The organism is Segatella hominis (assembly GCF_019249725.2).
In the GTDB taxonomy this organism is placed as follows: domain Bacteria; phylum Bacteroidota; class Bacteroidia; order Bacteroidales; family Bacteroidaceae; genus Prevotella.
On sequence record NZ_CP137559.1, the window covers coordinates 1 to 16,438 of the forward strand.

General features: G+C 44.3%; 7 protein-coding genes. 6 read left to right on the plus strand and 1 reads right to left on the minus strand.

Annotated elements, in window-relative coordinates; genetic code table 11:
• The 3 genes from dnaA to KUA50_RS00015 all read left to right on the plus strand — a co-directional run bounded on the left by dnaA (position 1) and on the right by KUA50_RS00015 (position 6,133).
• Complete coding sequence (dnaA, locus tag KUA50_RS00005; protein ID WP_022111633.1) at positions 1 to 1,419, plus strand: chromosomal replication initiator protein DnaA; 1,419 nt, start codon at positions 1 to 3, stop codon at positions 1,417 to 1,419.
• 274 nt (positions 1,420 to 1,693) lie between these two features.
• Entirely contained in the window at positions 1,694 to 4,390 is a 2,697-nt protein-coding gene (locus tag KUA50_RS00010) for a SusC/RagA family TonB-linked outer membrane protein (protein WP_218457113.1), read from the plus strand.
• Between the two features lie 12 nt (positions 4,391 to 4,402).
• Positions 4,403 to 6,133, plus strand: coding sequence for a RagB/SusD family nutrient uptake outer membrane protein (locus tag KUA50_RS00015; protein ID WP_218457112.1), 1,731 nt, complete (start codon positions 4,403 to 4,405; stop codon positions 6,131 to 6,133).
• 50 nt (positions 6,134 to 6,183) lie between these two features.
• Here KUA50_RS00015 and KUA50_RS00020 read toward each other — a convergent pair whose 3' ends face one another.
• Entirely contained in the window at positions 6,184 to 7,494 is a 1,311-nt protein-coding gene (locus KUA50_RS00020; RefSeq protein ID WP_118117087.1) for a M18 family aminopeptidase, read from the minus strand.
• A gap of 207 nt (positions 7,495 to 7,701) precedes the next feature.
• On the opposite strand from KUA50_RS00020, the gene KUA50_RS00025 reads away from it, so the two are divergent.
• The 3 genes from KUA50_RS00025 to KUA50_RS00035 all read left to right on the plus strand — a co-directional run bounded on the left by KUA50_RS00025 (position 7,702) and on the right by KUA50_RS00035 (position 16,401).
• The gene (locus tag KUA50_RS00025; RefSeq protein ID WP_218457111.1) at positions 7,702 to 11,790 is read left to right on the plus strand and encodes a two-component regulator propeller domain-containing protein; all 4,089 of its coding nucleotides are present in this window, start codon (positions 7,702 to 7,704) and stop codon (positions 11,788 to 11,790) included.
• Between the two features lie 180 nt (positions 11,791 to 11,970).
• On the plus strand, positions 11,971 to 13,197 hold the full coding sequence (locus tag KUA50_RS00030) for a glycoside hydrolase family 5 protein (RefSeq protein ID WP_218457110.1): 1,227 nt from the start codon (positions 11,971 to 11,973) through the stop codon (positions 13,195 to 13,197).
• Between the two features lie 27 nt (positions 13,198 to 13,224).
• Complete coding sequence (locus tag KUA50_RS00035; RefSeq protein WP_218457109.1) at positions 13,225 to 16,401, plus strand: SusC/RagA family TonB-linked outer membrane protein; 3,177 nt, start codon at positions 13,225 to 13,227, stop codon at positions 16,399 to 16,401.
• Positions 16,402 to 16,438 lie beyond the last annotated feature (37 nt).

Genomic DNA, 16,438 nt, shown 5'->3' on the forward strand with positions numbered 1-16,438 from the left:
ATGTTAGCAAGTCCTAAAGCTCTTTGGGACAATTGTCTTACGCTTATCCGTCAGCATGTCTCTGAGCAACATTTCAATACGTGGTTTAAACCCATTGTTTTCGAGTCGTATAAGCCGGCTACGAAAACTTTGCTGGTTAGAGTTCCGAGTACTTTCTTCTATGAGTATTTGGAAGCAAACTTCGTGGACTTACTGAGCAAGGTATTGCATCAGAATTTTGGTGAAGGTATTCGTCTGACTTATCGTGTTGTGGTAGTCAAGGATGCTCCTGGTGGTACTACACCTTTGCCTTTAGATCCTGATGATGCTAATGACTTGAGTCCTAAGAGTCATCAGGCACAGGCAGGAAGCGAGACTGCTGCAGCAGGAGAATCTCAAATGGATGATATTGATACCCAACTTGATCCTAAGTTGACATTCAATAATTACATGGAGGGTGAAAGTAATAAGCTTCCACGTTCTGTGGGATTGTCTATTGCAGAACATCCTAATACAAGTCAGTTTAATCCGATGTTTATCTATGGTCCGTCTGGTAGCGGTAAGACACATTTGGTCAATGCCATTGGTGTTAAGGCTAAGCAGATGTATCCGCAAAAGCGCGTGCTCTATGTGAGTGCCCGTCTCTTTCAGACGCAATATACAGATGCTATTCTGCACAATTCAAGCAATGATTTCATCAATTTCTATCAGTCTATCGATATGCTGATCGTTGATGATATTCAGGATTGGGCAGGCAAGGCAAAGACATTGAATACGTTTTTCCATATCTTCAATCATCTCTTCCGTAATGGTAAGCGCATCATATTGGCAAGTGACCGTCCTCCGGTAGATTTGAAAGATGTGCCAGATCGCCTTCTGACGCGTTTCTCTTGTGGTTTGGTATGTGAATTGGAAAAACCGAACGAGCAGCTCTGTGTGGATATCTTGAGCAATAAGATACGTCGTGATGGTTTGAAAATCTCCAAGGAGGTTGTTAGTTTCATTGCTCAAACCTGTAATGGTAGTGTGCGTGATTTGCAGGGTGCCATCAATGGTTTGCTGGCTTATAGCATTGTGTATAACAGCAATATTGATATCCGCTTGGCAGAACGCGTTATCAAGAGAGCCGTGAAGGTGGATGACAAGCCTTTGACGATAGATGATATCGTAGAGAAGGTTTGTACTCATTATAATGTGACTACAGCTGCCGTGAACAGTAAGAGCCGTAAGCGTGATTATGTGGTGGCAAGACAGGTGACGATGTATCTGGCACAGAAATATACCAAAATGCCTGCTTCACGCATAGGTAAGCTTGTAGGAAACAGAGATCATAGTACTGTGATTCACAGTTGTTCAAAAGTGGAGGAGCGATTGAAAATCGATGCAACTTTCAGCGATGAAATAATGAGTATAGAAAACTCGTTTAAGTTGAAAGCGTAATGATTTGCATTTTTAAGTTGCAAAGAAGCGTTTGAATTCATTATATCTTTTTCAGTTTGCATGTTTCATATTCATGCTCGTCAATGCCTTTCTCTCATCTGCATGTAAGATGGGAGAACAAGCGGTATGAGCGTTCTCAATGCAAGTTCCCAGTCAGATTCTATTTTCTGAAAATTTTTCGTAAGTTTTTATAAAATTTTGTGCGTTTATCACTATTTTTGATTATATTTGCAACCAATATGGAATTAACCTAAACAAAAGTGCAGATATGGTTATGAAACAGAAATTTAAACTCATATTTTATGGTGTAGAAGCGCTGATTTTATTGCCCCAATCCATTCATGCCCAATTTGTAAATATGGAGGGGTTGGACTCTTTACGCCTGTCGGGATCGGTGAGCGTGGTAGAACCTGAACTCCTGAAGAAAGGCGTACTTCACAATGCCCTCGATGCCTTGAGTGGACAGACAGCCGGTGTCAATGTCACAACCAATGGACTTGACCGTATCGCCATGTTGAACGCTGTACGTGTTAGAGGTACTACTTCCATTATGGGAGGTAACGAACCACTTGTTATTATTGATGGCGTAACCTCTGATGTGGCTACACTTGCAACAATTTATCCTGCGGATATAGAAAGTTTTACGGTTCTGAAAAATGCCAGCGAAACTGCACTTTATGGTTCGCGCGGTGCTTCGGGTGTTATTCAGGTGAAAACCAAAAAGGGTACAGGTAAGGGATTTCAGATCTCTTATGAGGGTAGCTATGGCATCGAAGCTATGTATAAAAGTATGGAGATGCTCAATGCTGCTGAATATATTGCGGCTGCACAGAAGTTGGGATTGGAATATAATGACAAGGGATATGATACCAACTTCCGAAAGGCTATCACTCGAACAGGAAATATCCAAAACCATTATCTGGCTTTCAGTGGTGGAAATCCACAGAGCAACTATCGCGCTTCTTTTGGTTATATTGATCATAATACCATCATCCGTAGTAAGGGGTATCGCAATTTAGTGGCTAAGATTGATGTCACTCAGAAGGCATTTAATAATAGGCTGACTGGCGACTTCGGTGTATTTGGTTCTTCATATAAGAACAATGATATCTTTGACAGTCAGATGCTCTTCTATTCTGCCGATGCAATGAATCCTACCTATCCATTCGATAGAGAGAATGGCAGTTGGGTAAAGAATGGAGCGGCTTCGCAGGTGAATCCACCAGGAATCTTGCTGCAGGAGCGAAATGATAGTAAGAATATGAACTTCAATGGTCATCTGAAGCTGAAATATGATATCTGTGATTATCTGAATGTCACTGCATTCGGAGCATACGGCTATGCTTCCAATGAAAATAATCAGTTCTGTCCTACATGGGTTTGGGCGCAGGGCAATCTCTATCGTGGTGAATTCAAGAGTGAGGAATGGCTTGGTAATGTTTCCTTAAACTATCAGCATTCCTGGGGTATTCATCATCTCAAGGCGATGCTTGGCGCAGAATATCAGAAAAATATCCGAACTGGTTTCTGGACTTCTGCCAAGGGAATTACCAACAACGGGATGTATTATCACAATATAGGTGCTGCTGCCTCTCGTCCTTATGGAGGAACGGATAGCAACTATGAAGATCTGGCCTTAGCTTCTGTGATGGGGAATATCGACTACACCTTATTAAATAAATATAGCCTTTCGGTTTCCATGCGTGGTGATGGTTCTTCGATGGTGGGCGATGATCATACTTGGGGCTTCTTCCCATCCATCTCTCTTTCCTGGGATATGAAACAGGAAGAATGGCTCCGTCATATCAAGGATATTACGATGCTGAAATTCCGCACGGGCTATGGTAGGTCGGGTAATCTTGGTGGCATATCTGCTTATACCACGATGAACACGGTGAGACAGAACGGCATTGTTTCGGTGAACAGTTCGCCTACGGTGACGATGGGGATGATCAGCAACAACAATCCTGATTTGAAATGGGAAACACGTGCTACCTGGAACCTGGGTGCTGACCTCGGCTTGTGGAATAACCGGCTGGTTCTGACGGCTGAATATTACTATTCCAAGACTACGGATATGCTTTATGCCTATGACGTGCCTGTACCTCCATTCGCCTACGATAAACTGTTGGCGAATATCGGTTCGATGAGCAATCAGGGTTTAGAGATAGGCTTTTCTTTCACTCCTATCCTGAAGAAGGACATGGAACTGAACATCAATATGAATCTCTCTTGGCAGAAGAATAAACTCCTGTCGTTGAGCGGTGAATATGCTGGTATGCAGATGTCGGCAGCTGATGTGACGGCGATGGGCGCCTTGTCGGGTGCCGGGCAGCATGGCGGTTATAATAATGTGGTCTATCAGATTGTGGGGCAGCCGCTTGGTGTGTTCTATCTGCCTCATTGCAAGGGACTCGTGGAAGATGGCAACGGACATTATCGTTATGACATCGAAGACCTGGATCAGAATGGAACCGTTGATTTGAGTGATGGCGGCGATAGATATATTGCCGGACAGGCTACTCCTAAAGTAACGTTGGGCTCCAATATCAGTTTCCGTTATCGCGACTGGTATCTCTCTCTGCAGATGAATGGTGCTTTCGGACATAAGATTTTCAACGGCACAGGATTGTCATACACCAATATGTCGAGTTTCCCGGATTACAATGTACTGAAGGGGGCACCAGAGAAGAATATCGTAGATCAGAATGTTTCTGATTATTGGCTGGAGAATGGTGATTATCTCAACTTCGAGTATCTTACCCTCGGCTACGACATTCCTATCAAGAAAGGGGTGATACAGTCGCTCAGGGTATCAGCGAGCGTGAATAATCTTGCCACAATCACCAGTTACAGCGGATTGACTCCGATGATCAACAGTTATGTGGTAAACAGCACGATGGGTATAGATGATAAGCGGACTTATCCTCTTTACAGAACCTTCTCGCTGGGTCTAAGTGTTCAATTCTAATAATAGATGAGTATGAAACGATATAGAATATTATCTGTTCTGATGGCAGTCTTGGCATTGACATCGTGTTTGAATGAGCATCCGAAAGATCAGCTCGACGAGGATGCCATCTATGGTTCTGCATCGGAGATTTATACCAATGCCGTAGCTTCACTCTATAATTATATAGGTGGAGCCAACGAGAGTGAAGGTATTCAGGGAACTTGTCGCGGCATCTACGATTATAATACGCTGACCACTGATGAGGCTATCATTCCAATCCGTGGCGGCGACTGGTATGATGGTGGCTTGTGGAATGCCATGTATCAGCATCGGTGGACAGAAGATGATGCTTCACTCTATGATACCTGGAAGTATCTCTATAAAGTGATAGTTCTGGCTAATAAGTCGCTTGACATCATTGATGCCAAGTCTTCCATGCTTACTGCCAGCCAGAAAGACAAATTCAAGGCTGAGGTTAGGGCTATCAGGGCTTTGATGTATTATGAGGCGATGGATATGTTTGGCAGGATTCCTGTTGTCTTGTCTTCGGGAGAATCGGAAATCTATCAAACTGCCTCGAAAATGCCAGATATCTCTTTGACAGATACGAACCTGTCGGCACAGAGCGAGCGAAGTGAAACATTCCGGTTTATCTTCAGTGAACTGCAGCAGGTACTTCCTTATCTGTCGGAAGAACATAGTAATAAGGAAGGAAATTATTATGGCAGGATGACGCAGCCTGTAGTCAATTTCCTTTTGGCAAAGTTGGCTTTGAATGCAGAAATATATATGTTTGATGATTGGACCGAGGGGTATGCTAAGCGTCCGAAGGGTAAGGATATTTATTTTATGGTGCAAACAGCCGATGGGGCTTATTCTCTGAAAGGCGGTAAGGCAAGCGAGCATCGCAGCATGAAGTTGAATGCCTGGGAAACCTGCATTTATTATTGTGATAAACTGGCGAGCGAAGGTTATGATTTGGAAGAAGATGATGCTTTCAATTTCTCTACGCATAATGAGACATCGAAGGAGAATATCTTCACGATTCCGATGGATAAGAATATCTATACCAATCAGTTCCATTATCTCTTCCGCTCTTATCACTATACACATGGCGGAGCCTTGGGATGGGGTAGTGAGAATGGTACTTGCGCCACAATCTCTACCATGAAAGCAAACCGCTATGGCGAAGCTGATGAAGATACCCGTTGCAGGATGAACTTTGTGGCAGGTGTGGTGGAAGTAGATGGTGAAAAACTTCTGATGGATAATGGTAAGCCATTGGAATATCAGCCTTTCGAAGTGGCTCAGAACCTGACCAACAGCAAGTATATCAAGACGGCTGGAGCGAGAATGGCAAAATATGAAGTGGATAGAACTTCGTATATGGATGGTAAGTTGCAGAGCAATGACATCGTTCTTTTCCGCTATGCAGACGTATTATTGATGAAAGCGGAGGCCAAGGTTCGTAATGGAGGAGAGGGTAATGTGGAACTGAATAGGGTTCGTTCCCGTGTAGGTATGCCAAACCGACAGGCTACGCTCGACAATATCCTGGAAGAACGATTATTAGAATTGGTGTGGGAAGGTTGGCGTCGTCAGGATCTTATCCGTTTCGGAAAGTTTACTGCAGCCTATGATCTTCGTATTCCTTTAGCTGGTGAGTCATCGGGTTATACCACCGTTTTCCCAATTCCTAAGAAATGTATGGAATTGAATAAAAAGTTGGTGCAGAACAAGGGGTATGAGAAATCATTATAAAGAGGTTTATACAAAAATCATCGGATTCCGCAGAATCCGATGATTTTTTGTTATAACTGATAAAACTTCGTGAAAGCCTTGACGCAATACTCGTGGTCGATTACGCTACCTGTTTCTCGACAACTGTGCATGGCGAGGATGGCATTACCCATATCTACACCCTTCAAAGGAATAGAAGAAGCGAGGATGTTACCAAGCGTACTTCCACCAGCTACATCACTGTGGTTTACAAATCGTTGGCATGGTACTCCGGCTGCATCGCAGATGCTGGCAAAGATGGCTGCTGATACAGCATCGCTTGCATACTTTTGTGCTGCATTGAACTTGATGACCGGACCGCCGCCAAGCATTGGGTGATTGGTCGGGTCGAACTTCTCACTATAATTAGGATGCCAAGCGTGGGCATTATCAGCAGAAATCATGAAAGCACGCTCTACTGCCTGGTAGTAAGCCTCCTCTGTGCCGCTCTGAGCAAGGGCAATGCGCTGGAGCATATGAGAGAGGAATGGACTTCCGGCACCCTGCTTGGTCTGAGATCCCGTTTCCTCATTGTCGAAGATGGCGAGAACGCGAGTTGTTTCAAATGCCGAAGTATCAGATGATGAAGTGGCATCTGCTGCAATCATCGCCTCTACACCTGCCCAGCACATAGACAGATCGTCAAGTCTTCCTGAAGAGATGAATTCCTGATGCACACCGAAGGTGCAGGCTGGAGTGGCATCAGCCAGATAGAGGTCGAAATCGAGAATGTCTTCTTTCTTGATATTCAATTCGCCTGTAATTACATTCATCAGGAGATTTCCCTTCTCCAGTTCATCATTGATGATGCCCAGGATAGGGAGAACATCCTTTTGCTTGCTCAATTTTACTCCATCATTCACCTGGCGGTTGAAGTGGATGGCAAGATTGCTGATTTGCAGCAATGGGCGCTGGATATGAAGAAGGAGTGTCTGAGGATTCATGGCGTTCTCACCTTTTACAATCACTCTACCCGCTAAAGTCAAAGGGCGGTCGAACCAGGTTGACATGATAGGACCACCATACACCTCGGTATTTAGTTTCACGATGCCACCCTCACAAAGCATCTCTGCATTTGGCTTGATGCGGAAGGTAGGAGAATCGCAGTGAGCACAAATCATGTGGAAACCGCCATCTGCCAATGACTTCTTACCGATTTGGAAAGCATAGATAGAGGAATCGTTCTTGGTAACAAAGAACTTGTCGCCAGCCTCAACCTTACCCAAAGGCTCCTGTGGGTTGATGCGATGGAAACCATTCTTCTCCAATTCTTCAGAGATATTCTTCACTGCCAGAAAGTTTACTGGAGAAGCGTCAAGGAAGGATAATAATCTTTTAATCATACTTTATGTCTTTATTCTGTTTTCAAATTGCCGAGTGCAGCTTATCTTATGCAAAGATAATGCAAATGAGCGCAATGAAAACTTGTTTTCAAATTGCCGAGTGCAGCTTATCTTATGCAAAAATACAACATTTATTTTATTTTATCTCATAATTCTACTTGTTTTTCATTTTTTTGTATTAACTTTGTTCCAAACTTTAATGATATAATGAAAAGATTACAATCATATATACTATTTATATTGTTGCTGTTGGCAACAGTTCTTCCGGCACATGGGCATATTTCCAGAAATATGTTCATGGTTTCCAACCTCAATACTGATAATGGACTGTCCAGTTCTCGTGTCTATTCTATTGTTGAGGCAGAGGATGGTGCTATGTGGATAAGTACTAAACGAGGGGTTGACCGATATAACGGGCAATTGGTTTCTAATTACACATTGGCTACAGAAATGCAGTATAGTGATGCCAGTGGCAGAAATATCAAATTGACCCAAGATCATCATCGGCAGATATATGCTTACGACAACAAGGGAAAAGTATATATATATAATAAGGTGAAAGATACGTTCGTCTTGAGATGTAATCTTCAGAAGATTCTTGGAGGAAGCATTGTATTGAACGAACTGTTGGTAGATGAAAAGGGCAACTTCTGGTTGGCTATGGATAAAGGTCTTTACTGCTTGTCAGCTTCTGCTGACGGGAAGGAAATCGTTCGCGAGAAAGCTAAAGGTAGATTTATATTAAAAAATACCTATATTAATCATATCCAGTTTGTTGGTCAGAGACTCTTGATAGGAACTTCCAAAGATGTATATTGCTATTCGGTTGCAACACAGAAAATAGCAAAAAAAATAAGCGGTAGCTCTGTGGTTTCTTCTTATCATGATGTAGAGGGGCATCTTATTTGGTTGGGTACTTTTCATGAAGGAGTGAAGGTGGTGGATGATAGAACTTGGAAGCCAATCAATTCTATAGCTTTCCATTCTTTACAGAACATTCCGCAGGTTCCCGTACGTTCTATTATTTCATTTGATCATCAAACCATTCTGATGGCAGTAGATGGAGCTGGAATCTATGCTTATGATAAGCTGAATAAACAAACCAAACTCTTACTGGATACAGATGGACGTCCTGGTAACATACTGAAGGGTAATGGTTTATATACTTTGTACCGCGACCGCTTTGGAGATTTATGGGCAGGTTCTTATTCGGGAGGAGTAGATTTAGCCATTCCGATGGAACATACTCTGGAGTATATTACGCACGAGTCTCTTAATAATCAATCGCTGTTAGATAATTGTGTGAACGATGTATTCCAAAGCCGCGATGGAAAAATATGGTATGCTACAGATAAAGGAGTAAGTGTTTATGATTCGCAGACTTATTCCTGGCATCATGGACTATATAATAAGGTGGCACTTACGATTTGTCAGACTGTTGATGGAAGGGTTCTGGTAGGTACTTATGGCAATGGTGTATATCAGGTGAACAGTGATGGAACTGGTATGCCTGCTTATTCTGTTAGTAATGGAAAGTTGAAGAGTGACTATGTATTCAGTCTTTTTACTGATAGCGAAGGCAATCTCTGGATAGGCTGTTTAGATGGTGATATGGCCTGTTTCCCCTCAGGAAAGAATATTTCCAGAGGAGTGGGGAAGACTGCTTTCTATCTGCCTGTCAACGAGGTACAATGCATTACCGAATCAGAGGATAAGCGCAGTATCGCAGTAGGAACTTCGCATGGCTGCTATCTGATAGATAAGCAGAATCCTATGCACCCACGCCGTTTTTTTTATCCAGAACAATATCTTGGTAAAGACATAAATTTGTTTGTCAACAGTATGGTTTATCAGAATTCCAGTCATGTCTGGATAGGTACGGATGGTGGTGGACTTTATGATTATGACCTGACGACTAATAAGTTTAGAAACTATACTACCCAGGAGTCATTACCGTCTAATGCGGTTTATGGACTTGTCAAGGGAAAGAATGGCAAGTTGTGGCTGAGCACTGATAAGGGGTTGGCCTTCATCTATCAGGGGAAGGTGGTAAATCTCAACTTCTTCAAGGGATTGGAACGTGAGTATAATCGTATGTCTGTGGCGTGTACTTCAGATGGCAGGATGCTTTTTGGCAGTAATGATGGCGTAGTGGCTTTGGCTCCGATGTTTGCCAAAGGATTGAATTATGCCGCTCCGCTTCGTATCCATCGTGTTGAGGTGGAAGGCGTAGAGCGTACAGACCAATGGAATGAAACCCTCTTTGAGATGTTACAGGAAGGCACCTTGCAGCTTCACCATCATGAGAATACGCTGATTGTTTCTTTCGAGAGCATCAATTATCAATATCAGCATGACATCCAATATCAATATTATTTGGAAGGATATGATCGTAACTGGAGTAAACCTTCTTCTTATCAGTTAGCACGATTCGTCAATTTGCCTTCGGGCAGCTATGTGCTTCATGTAAAGGCTATCTGCAGAAGTAATGGTAGGGAATTGGGGGAAACATCGCTGAAAATATCTATCGCTCAACCTTGGTGGAACACCTGGTGGGCATGGATTGTCTATCTCTGTATTCTGACAGCCATCTTATATTTTGCATGGCAGTATTATAAAGAACGCTTGCAGCGCAGGTATTATGACGAGAAAATTAATTTCTTCGTCAATACAGCTCATAACATCCGTACTCCTTTAAGTCTGGTGTTGGCTCCTCTTGTTGATCTGTCTAAAGATTCTCACTTGAGTGAGAAGAGTCGTGTTTTTTTGGATATGGCGCAGCGCAACGGCAATAAACTGTTGAAGATGGTAACAGAATTGCTTGACTTCCAAAAGGTCGAGCAGTCGGCCGAACTGGTTCGTCTGCAAGATGTAGAATTGCCTATGTTCTTACGCTTACAGGTGGAAAAATTTATAGTGGCAGCTCAGGAGAAGCATATTCATCTGAGTCTTGAAGCTTGTCCGCAGCATCTGGTTCATACAGATGTCAAGATGATGGATTTGATATTAGAAAATCTTCTTTCGAATGCTATCAAATATACGCCTGAAGGTGGAAAGGTTACATTATCGGCTTCCATCGAAGGGAAGACTGCGCAGATTCTGGTGAGTGATACGGGTATTGGCATTCCGAAAGCAGAAATTAAGAATATCTTCAAGAGTTTCTTCCGAGCTTCAAATGCCGTGAATTCGCAAGAAATGGGAAGCGGATTGGGACTGATGCTTACCCGCCAACTCGTGGAGAAATTAGGTGGAAAACTTACTTTTGTTAGTGAAGAAGGCAAGGGTACTACCTTCCACGTAGTGTTACCTTTGGGGAATTCTGCAGCATTTTCAACTCAACCTGTAGAAGAGGCGCAAAATGTAGAGACCATATCTTCTAATCATCAAGATGTTCATGATGAGGAAATGAAATCCGTGGTTTCTTCAAATGATCAGAATTCTGAAGTTTCGAAGGATACGCTTCTCTTTGTTGATGACAATGAAGATCTTCGTCAATACATCTGCATGACATTTAGTGATACTTATCGGGTGGTGGATGTAGAAAGTGGCGATGCTGCCTTGAAATATTTAGAAGAGGGGGGTGAATGTGATATTGTTGTTTCGGATGTGATGATGCCTGGTATGCAGGGTGATGTACTTTGCCAACGCATCAAGGAAAACAAGGATACTTCCTGGTTGCCTGTCATCCTGCTTACTGCTAAGGCAGGGCGCAATTTTATGATTGAAGGACTTGGATTGGGGGCGGATGATTATATAGCCAAGCCTTTCGACGCGGCTATTCTTGCCAGCAAGATAGACAGTATGTTGAAGAATCGACGCCGGTTGAGCCAATATTACATGGAACGAAGTCTTGCGCTTGTTAGAGGTGAGGTTTCTGCTAAATCAAATTCATCCAAACAGGTGATGGATTTGAATGCTGCTGATGAACCGATAGAAACTATCCAAGCTTCTTATGAGAAAGAAGAGCAAGCTATTTTGAATCCACAAGACCAGGCTTTCGTTGAGAAAGCAACCCGTCTCGTTCTCGATAACCTGAGCGACACCGACTTCACCATCGACTGCCTTTGCCAGGAGATGGCGATGAGCCGTACGCTCTTTTATGGCAAGTTGAAGACACTGACAGGGCAAGGACCGCAAGATTTCATGCGACTCATCCGTTTGGAACAGGCTGCGATGTTCTTGAAACAGGGAGACAGCGTGTTGGATGTCTCAGTGAAAGCAGGTTTCGTGAATGTGAAGTACTTTAGTACTGTGTTTAAGAAATATTTTGGAGTATCTCCAAGTAAGTATCTGTAAATTAAGACTTTAGTTAATAAAAAGAGGTTTTGATTTAGACGAAATGTCTGAATTGAAACCTCTTTTGTTTGTTATCAAACCCTCTTGCAGTTCTTTTTACCTATCTTTGCAGCCAGATACTGTTGCGTTATTGCAAACGGATTATTTTAAACTAAACTAATAATAATAGTACACCTAAAAATGAAAAGGAACTTTTTGAAATTTTGCTTGATTATAGCAAGCGCCTTCACCTGTTTTTCATGTGATGCAAGTACATCAATAAAGAGACCTTCTGCTGGTTCTGATGGCATTGGCGAATCTTATCCTACTGCCCAGCAATGGAACAAGGATGTAGTAGGTTGGAATCTCGGCAATCAATTCGAGTGCTCAGCTCCTGGACAGGATGGTGAGTCGATGCAGATTGGCAACCCTGATGGTTCCATCCATGCAGAGACAGCCTGGGGCAATCCCGTTGTTACCAAGAAGATGATACAAGCCGTGAAGAAGGCTGGTTTTAATGCCATCCGTATTCCAATCCGTTGGCAGTGCCACATTACTAACGCTCAGGCAATGAGCATCGACAAGGCTTGGATTGCTCGTATCAAGGAGGTAGTGGGGTGGTGTCTGGATAATGACCTCAAGGTTATCATCAATGTACATCATGAAAAATGGCTCGAAGGTCGTCCTACCTATAAATATAAGGAAGAAAACTGCCAGAAGCTTGCGCTCCTCTGGATGAATATCGCCTCTGAGTTTGCCAATTATGACAGTCGCTTGGCTTTCGCCGGTACCAATGAGGTTCACATCAGGGACAACTGGGGCAAGCCTACTGCTGAAAACCTCGAAGTGCAGAATGCTTACAATCAGATATTCGTGGATGTGGTTCGTGCCACAGGCGGCAACAATGCCAAGCGCCACCTCATCTTACAGACTTACGTTTGCAACCCTTGGTTTGGCGTCGAGAATGGAGATTTCATCATTCCAAAGGATGCCGAAGGCAATGGCAACAACTATATGAGTGTGGAATTCCACTACTATCAGCCATGGAGCTACGCCGGCGATTGCACCTACGATTACTGGGGTGATGCTTACAAGGATGCTGGCAAGATACCTGCTGAAAACGAGAAGACGATGACGGATTTCTTCGACAAGGCGGTGAATACCTGGAGCAACAAAGGACTGGGTATCGTAATAGGAGAATGGGGAGTAACCGATCACTATAAGTCAAACTCAGAGAAAGTGCATGAAAACATGACCTACTACTGTAAGTTCTTGACTACGGAGGCTCGCAAACGAGGCTTCTCTACTTTCGTTTGGGACAACAACCACTTTGGCAACGGCTCTGAGAAGTATGGCATCTTCGACCGTTTCAAGAGTATGAAGGTGAATGCTCCTTGGATTCTCGAAGGAATCTTTGGGAAAGAATAATGTTAAACTAAAAACAAAATATCAATTATGAGAAAGAAGACTATGTTTCTCGGCCTGCTCGGTGCAGGTTTGATGTGGATGCCTGCTTCAGCCATCCTCGCTGCCCAGATGAACAATGCTGCGATGAGCGTTCAGCAGAACCAAGGCATCAAGGGTACAGTGGTGGATGCCACTGGCGAAACCTTGATTGGTGCAAGCGTGAAGGTGGCTGGTACAACCAACGGTGCCGTTACCGATATAGATGGTAACTTTACGTTGAACTGCAAGCCTGGAGTAACGCTCGAAGTGAGCTACATCGGTTACAAGACGATGACCGTGAAAGCTGCTAATGGCATGAAAATCACGATGCAAGAGGATGGTAAGGCCTTGAATGAGGTAGTTGTCACCGCCCTCGGTATCAAACGAGACCGCAAGGCCCTCGGCTATGGCTTGGAGGAAGTGAAGGGTGAGGAACTCACCAAGGCGAAGGAAACCAACGTCATCAACTCTCTTTCAGGTAAGGTGGCTGGTCTTGTGGTACAGAACACCGCTGGCGGTGCTTCTGGTTCTACCCGCGTGCTTCTTCGTGGTAATACAGAAATGGCAGGCAATAACCAGCCTCTCTACGTGGTGGATGGTGTGCCTTTGGATAATACCAACTTTGGCAGTGCTGGTGAAGCTGGTGGTTATGACCTCGGTGATGGTATCTCTGCCATCAATCCTGACGACATCGAGACGATGACCGTATTGAAAGGTCCTGCTGCTTCTGCTCTCTATGGTAGCCGTGCTTCCCATGGTGTTATCTTGATTACGACCAAGAAGGCGGAGAAGGATAAGATTTCCGTGGAGTACAATGGTTCTTTCACTGTCGATACCCAGTTGGCTAAATGGGACGACATCCAGGAGATATATGGTGCTGGCTACAATGGTGAGCTTCCTAATTCGAGCACTTCTGGTACCAATGCCAGTTGGGGACCTAAGGCCGATGACTTCATGTTCAAATATTTCGATGGCGAGGAACGTCCATTCATGATGCATCCTAACAATGCTTCTGGTTTCTTCCGTACAGGTTTCACCACTCAGAACTCTGCCATCCTCTCAGTTAATTCTGGTAAGACGGGTATGCGTTTCTCTGTTACCGATATGCGCAACAAGGACATTCTGCCTAACACCAATATGAGTCGTGACAACTTCAACCTCCGTGTGAATACCTCAGCTGGTCCTGTTGACTTCGACTTCACCGCCAACTATACTCGTGAGAAGGTAAAGAACCGTCCTGCCCTTGGTGACTCCCAAAGCAACGTGGGTAAGAACCTCATGACCTTGGTGGGTACCTACGACCAGGCTTGGTTGAAGCACTATGAGGATGCCGACGGCAACTACTCCAACTGGAATGGCAACGATCAGTATAACAAGAACCCATACTGGGATCTCTATAAGAACAGCAATACATCCGACAAGGACGTGTTCCGTTTTACAGGTAAGGCCATCTGGAACATCAACAAGCACCTCAAGTTGCAGGGTACTATCGGTACCGACATCAACAGCATGAACTTCGAGGACTTCATCGCCAAGACAACTCCAGGAACTCCTGCCGGAAAGCTTACCGACCAAATCTTCAACAACCGCACACTCAACGCCGAGATACTCGCCCTCTACAACAACTCATGGGGCGACTTCGATGTCAACGCTACCGCTGGTGGTAACATCTTCAAGGTGAACAATAAGACCACTACCAACATCGGTCTCAACCAGCAGATGAATGGCGTCCAGAACATCATGAACTATCAGGAACAGAACACTCGCGAGAGCATGTACAAGAAACAGATCAGCTCTCTCTATGCCAGTGCAAGCCTCGGCTACAAGCATACTTACTATCTGGAGGGAACTCTCCGTGGAGATAAGTCTTCTACGCTCCCTTCTGGCAATAATACATATATATATCCTTCTGTATCTGGTAGCTTGGTATTCTCCGAGTTTATCAAGAACAAGAAGTTCATCAATTATGGTAAGATTCGCGCATCTTGGGCAAAGGTAGGTAGCGATACCGATCCATACCTGTTGGCACTCAACTATACCACGGGCAAGTACAGCTACGCGGGTTATACCATCGGTATGATAGCCAACTCAACACAGCCAAACAAGGATTTGAAGCCTACAATGACAGGTTCTTACGAGGTAGGTTTGGAGATGAAGTTCCTCAACGGACGCTTGGGCTTGGATGCCACCTATTACAACCAGAACTCCAAGAACCAGATTTTGAGTTTGGCTTCAACCACCACTTCTGGCTATGCTTACCGCCTCATCAATGCCGGTGAGATTCAGAACCAGGGTGTCGAGATTTCCCTCAATGCCCGTGCCTTGCAGATCAAGGACTTCGCTTGGGACTTGGGTGTCAACTTCTCGAAGAATACCAACAAGGTGAAGTCGCTCACCGATGGCATGGACTATTTTGAGCTTGCCAAGGCCACATGGTGCGGTGTATCAGTAGGTGCTCAGGTTGGCGAGAACTATGGAGCTATCCGTGGACACGACTTCCTCTACAACGACAAGGGTCAGGTGGTTGTCGATGCAGCTACTGGTCTTCCAAAGATTGACCAGAAGGTCAAGACCATCGGCAACTCTACTTGGGACTGGACAGGTGGTTTCTACTCAACCTTCAGCTACAAGAACTTCCGCCTCTCTGCTGCATTCGATGTGAAGGTAGGTGCCGACATCTACTCTATGTCCATGCGTTCTGCATACCAGACTGGTAAGGCAAAGGGAACATTGGCAGGTCGTGAGGAGTGGTACACTTCTGAGGAGGCTCGCAAGGCTTCGGGTATGGACCTTGCCGCATGGCGTGCAGCAGGTAACTGCAAGGGACTCGTAGTGGATGGTGTTATCGACAATGGTGATGGTACTTATCGCAAGAACGACATCGCCGTGAACCCTGAAGATTACTGGAAGCATGTGGCAAATGGCGTGCAGAGTGCCTTCGTTTACGACAACTCTTACGTGAAGTGTCGTGAGATTACTTTCGGCTATACCTTCCCAGAGAGCATCCTGGGCAAGTATGTCAAGGGCTTGACCGTATCCTTCGTGGCTCGTAACCCATTCATTGTTTGGAAGAACATTCCTAACATCGACCCAGACTCCAGCTACAATACTTCAGGTCTCGGTCTCGAATATGGTTCCCTGCCATCTCGCAAGAGTTATGGTTTGAACGTGAACGTGAAGTTCTAATCTCGAAAAAAAATTCTTTAGAAGAGTTCTAATATAT

Bases quoted from the DNA above. Each gene is read 5' to 3' on its own strand.
- dnaA (WP_022111633.1), top strand. From the start codon at position 1: ATGTTAGCAAGTCCTAAAGCTCTTTGGGACAATTGTCTTACGCTTATC.
- KUA50_RS00010 (WP_218457113.1), top strand. From the start codon at position 1,694: ATGAAACAGAAATTTAAACTCATATTTTATGGTGTAGAAGCGCTGATT.
- KUA50_RS00035 (WP_218457109.1), top strand. From the start codon at position 13,225: ATGAGAAAGAAGACTATGTTTCTCGGCCTGCTCGGTGCAGGTTTGATG.
- KUA50_RS00020 (WP_118117087.1), bottom strand. From the start codon at position 7,494: ATGATTAAAAGATTATTATCCTTCCTTGACGCTTCTCCAGTAAACTTT.
- KUA50_RS00025 (WP_218457111.1), top strand. From the start codon at position 7,702: ATGAAAAGATTACAATCATATATACTATTTATATTGTTGCTGTTGGCA.
- KUA50_RS00030 (WP_218457110.1), top strand. From the start codon at position 11,971: ATGAAAAGGAACTTTTTGAAATTTTGCTTGATTATAGCAAGCGCCTTC.
- KUA50_RS00015 (WP_218457112.1), top strand. From the start codon at position 4,403: ATGAAACGATATAGAATATTATCTGTTCTGATGGCAGTCTTGGCATTG.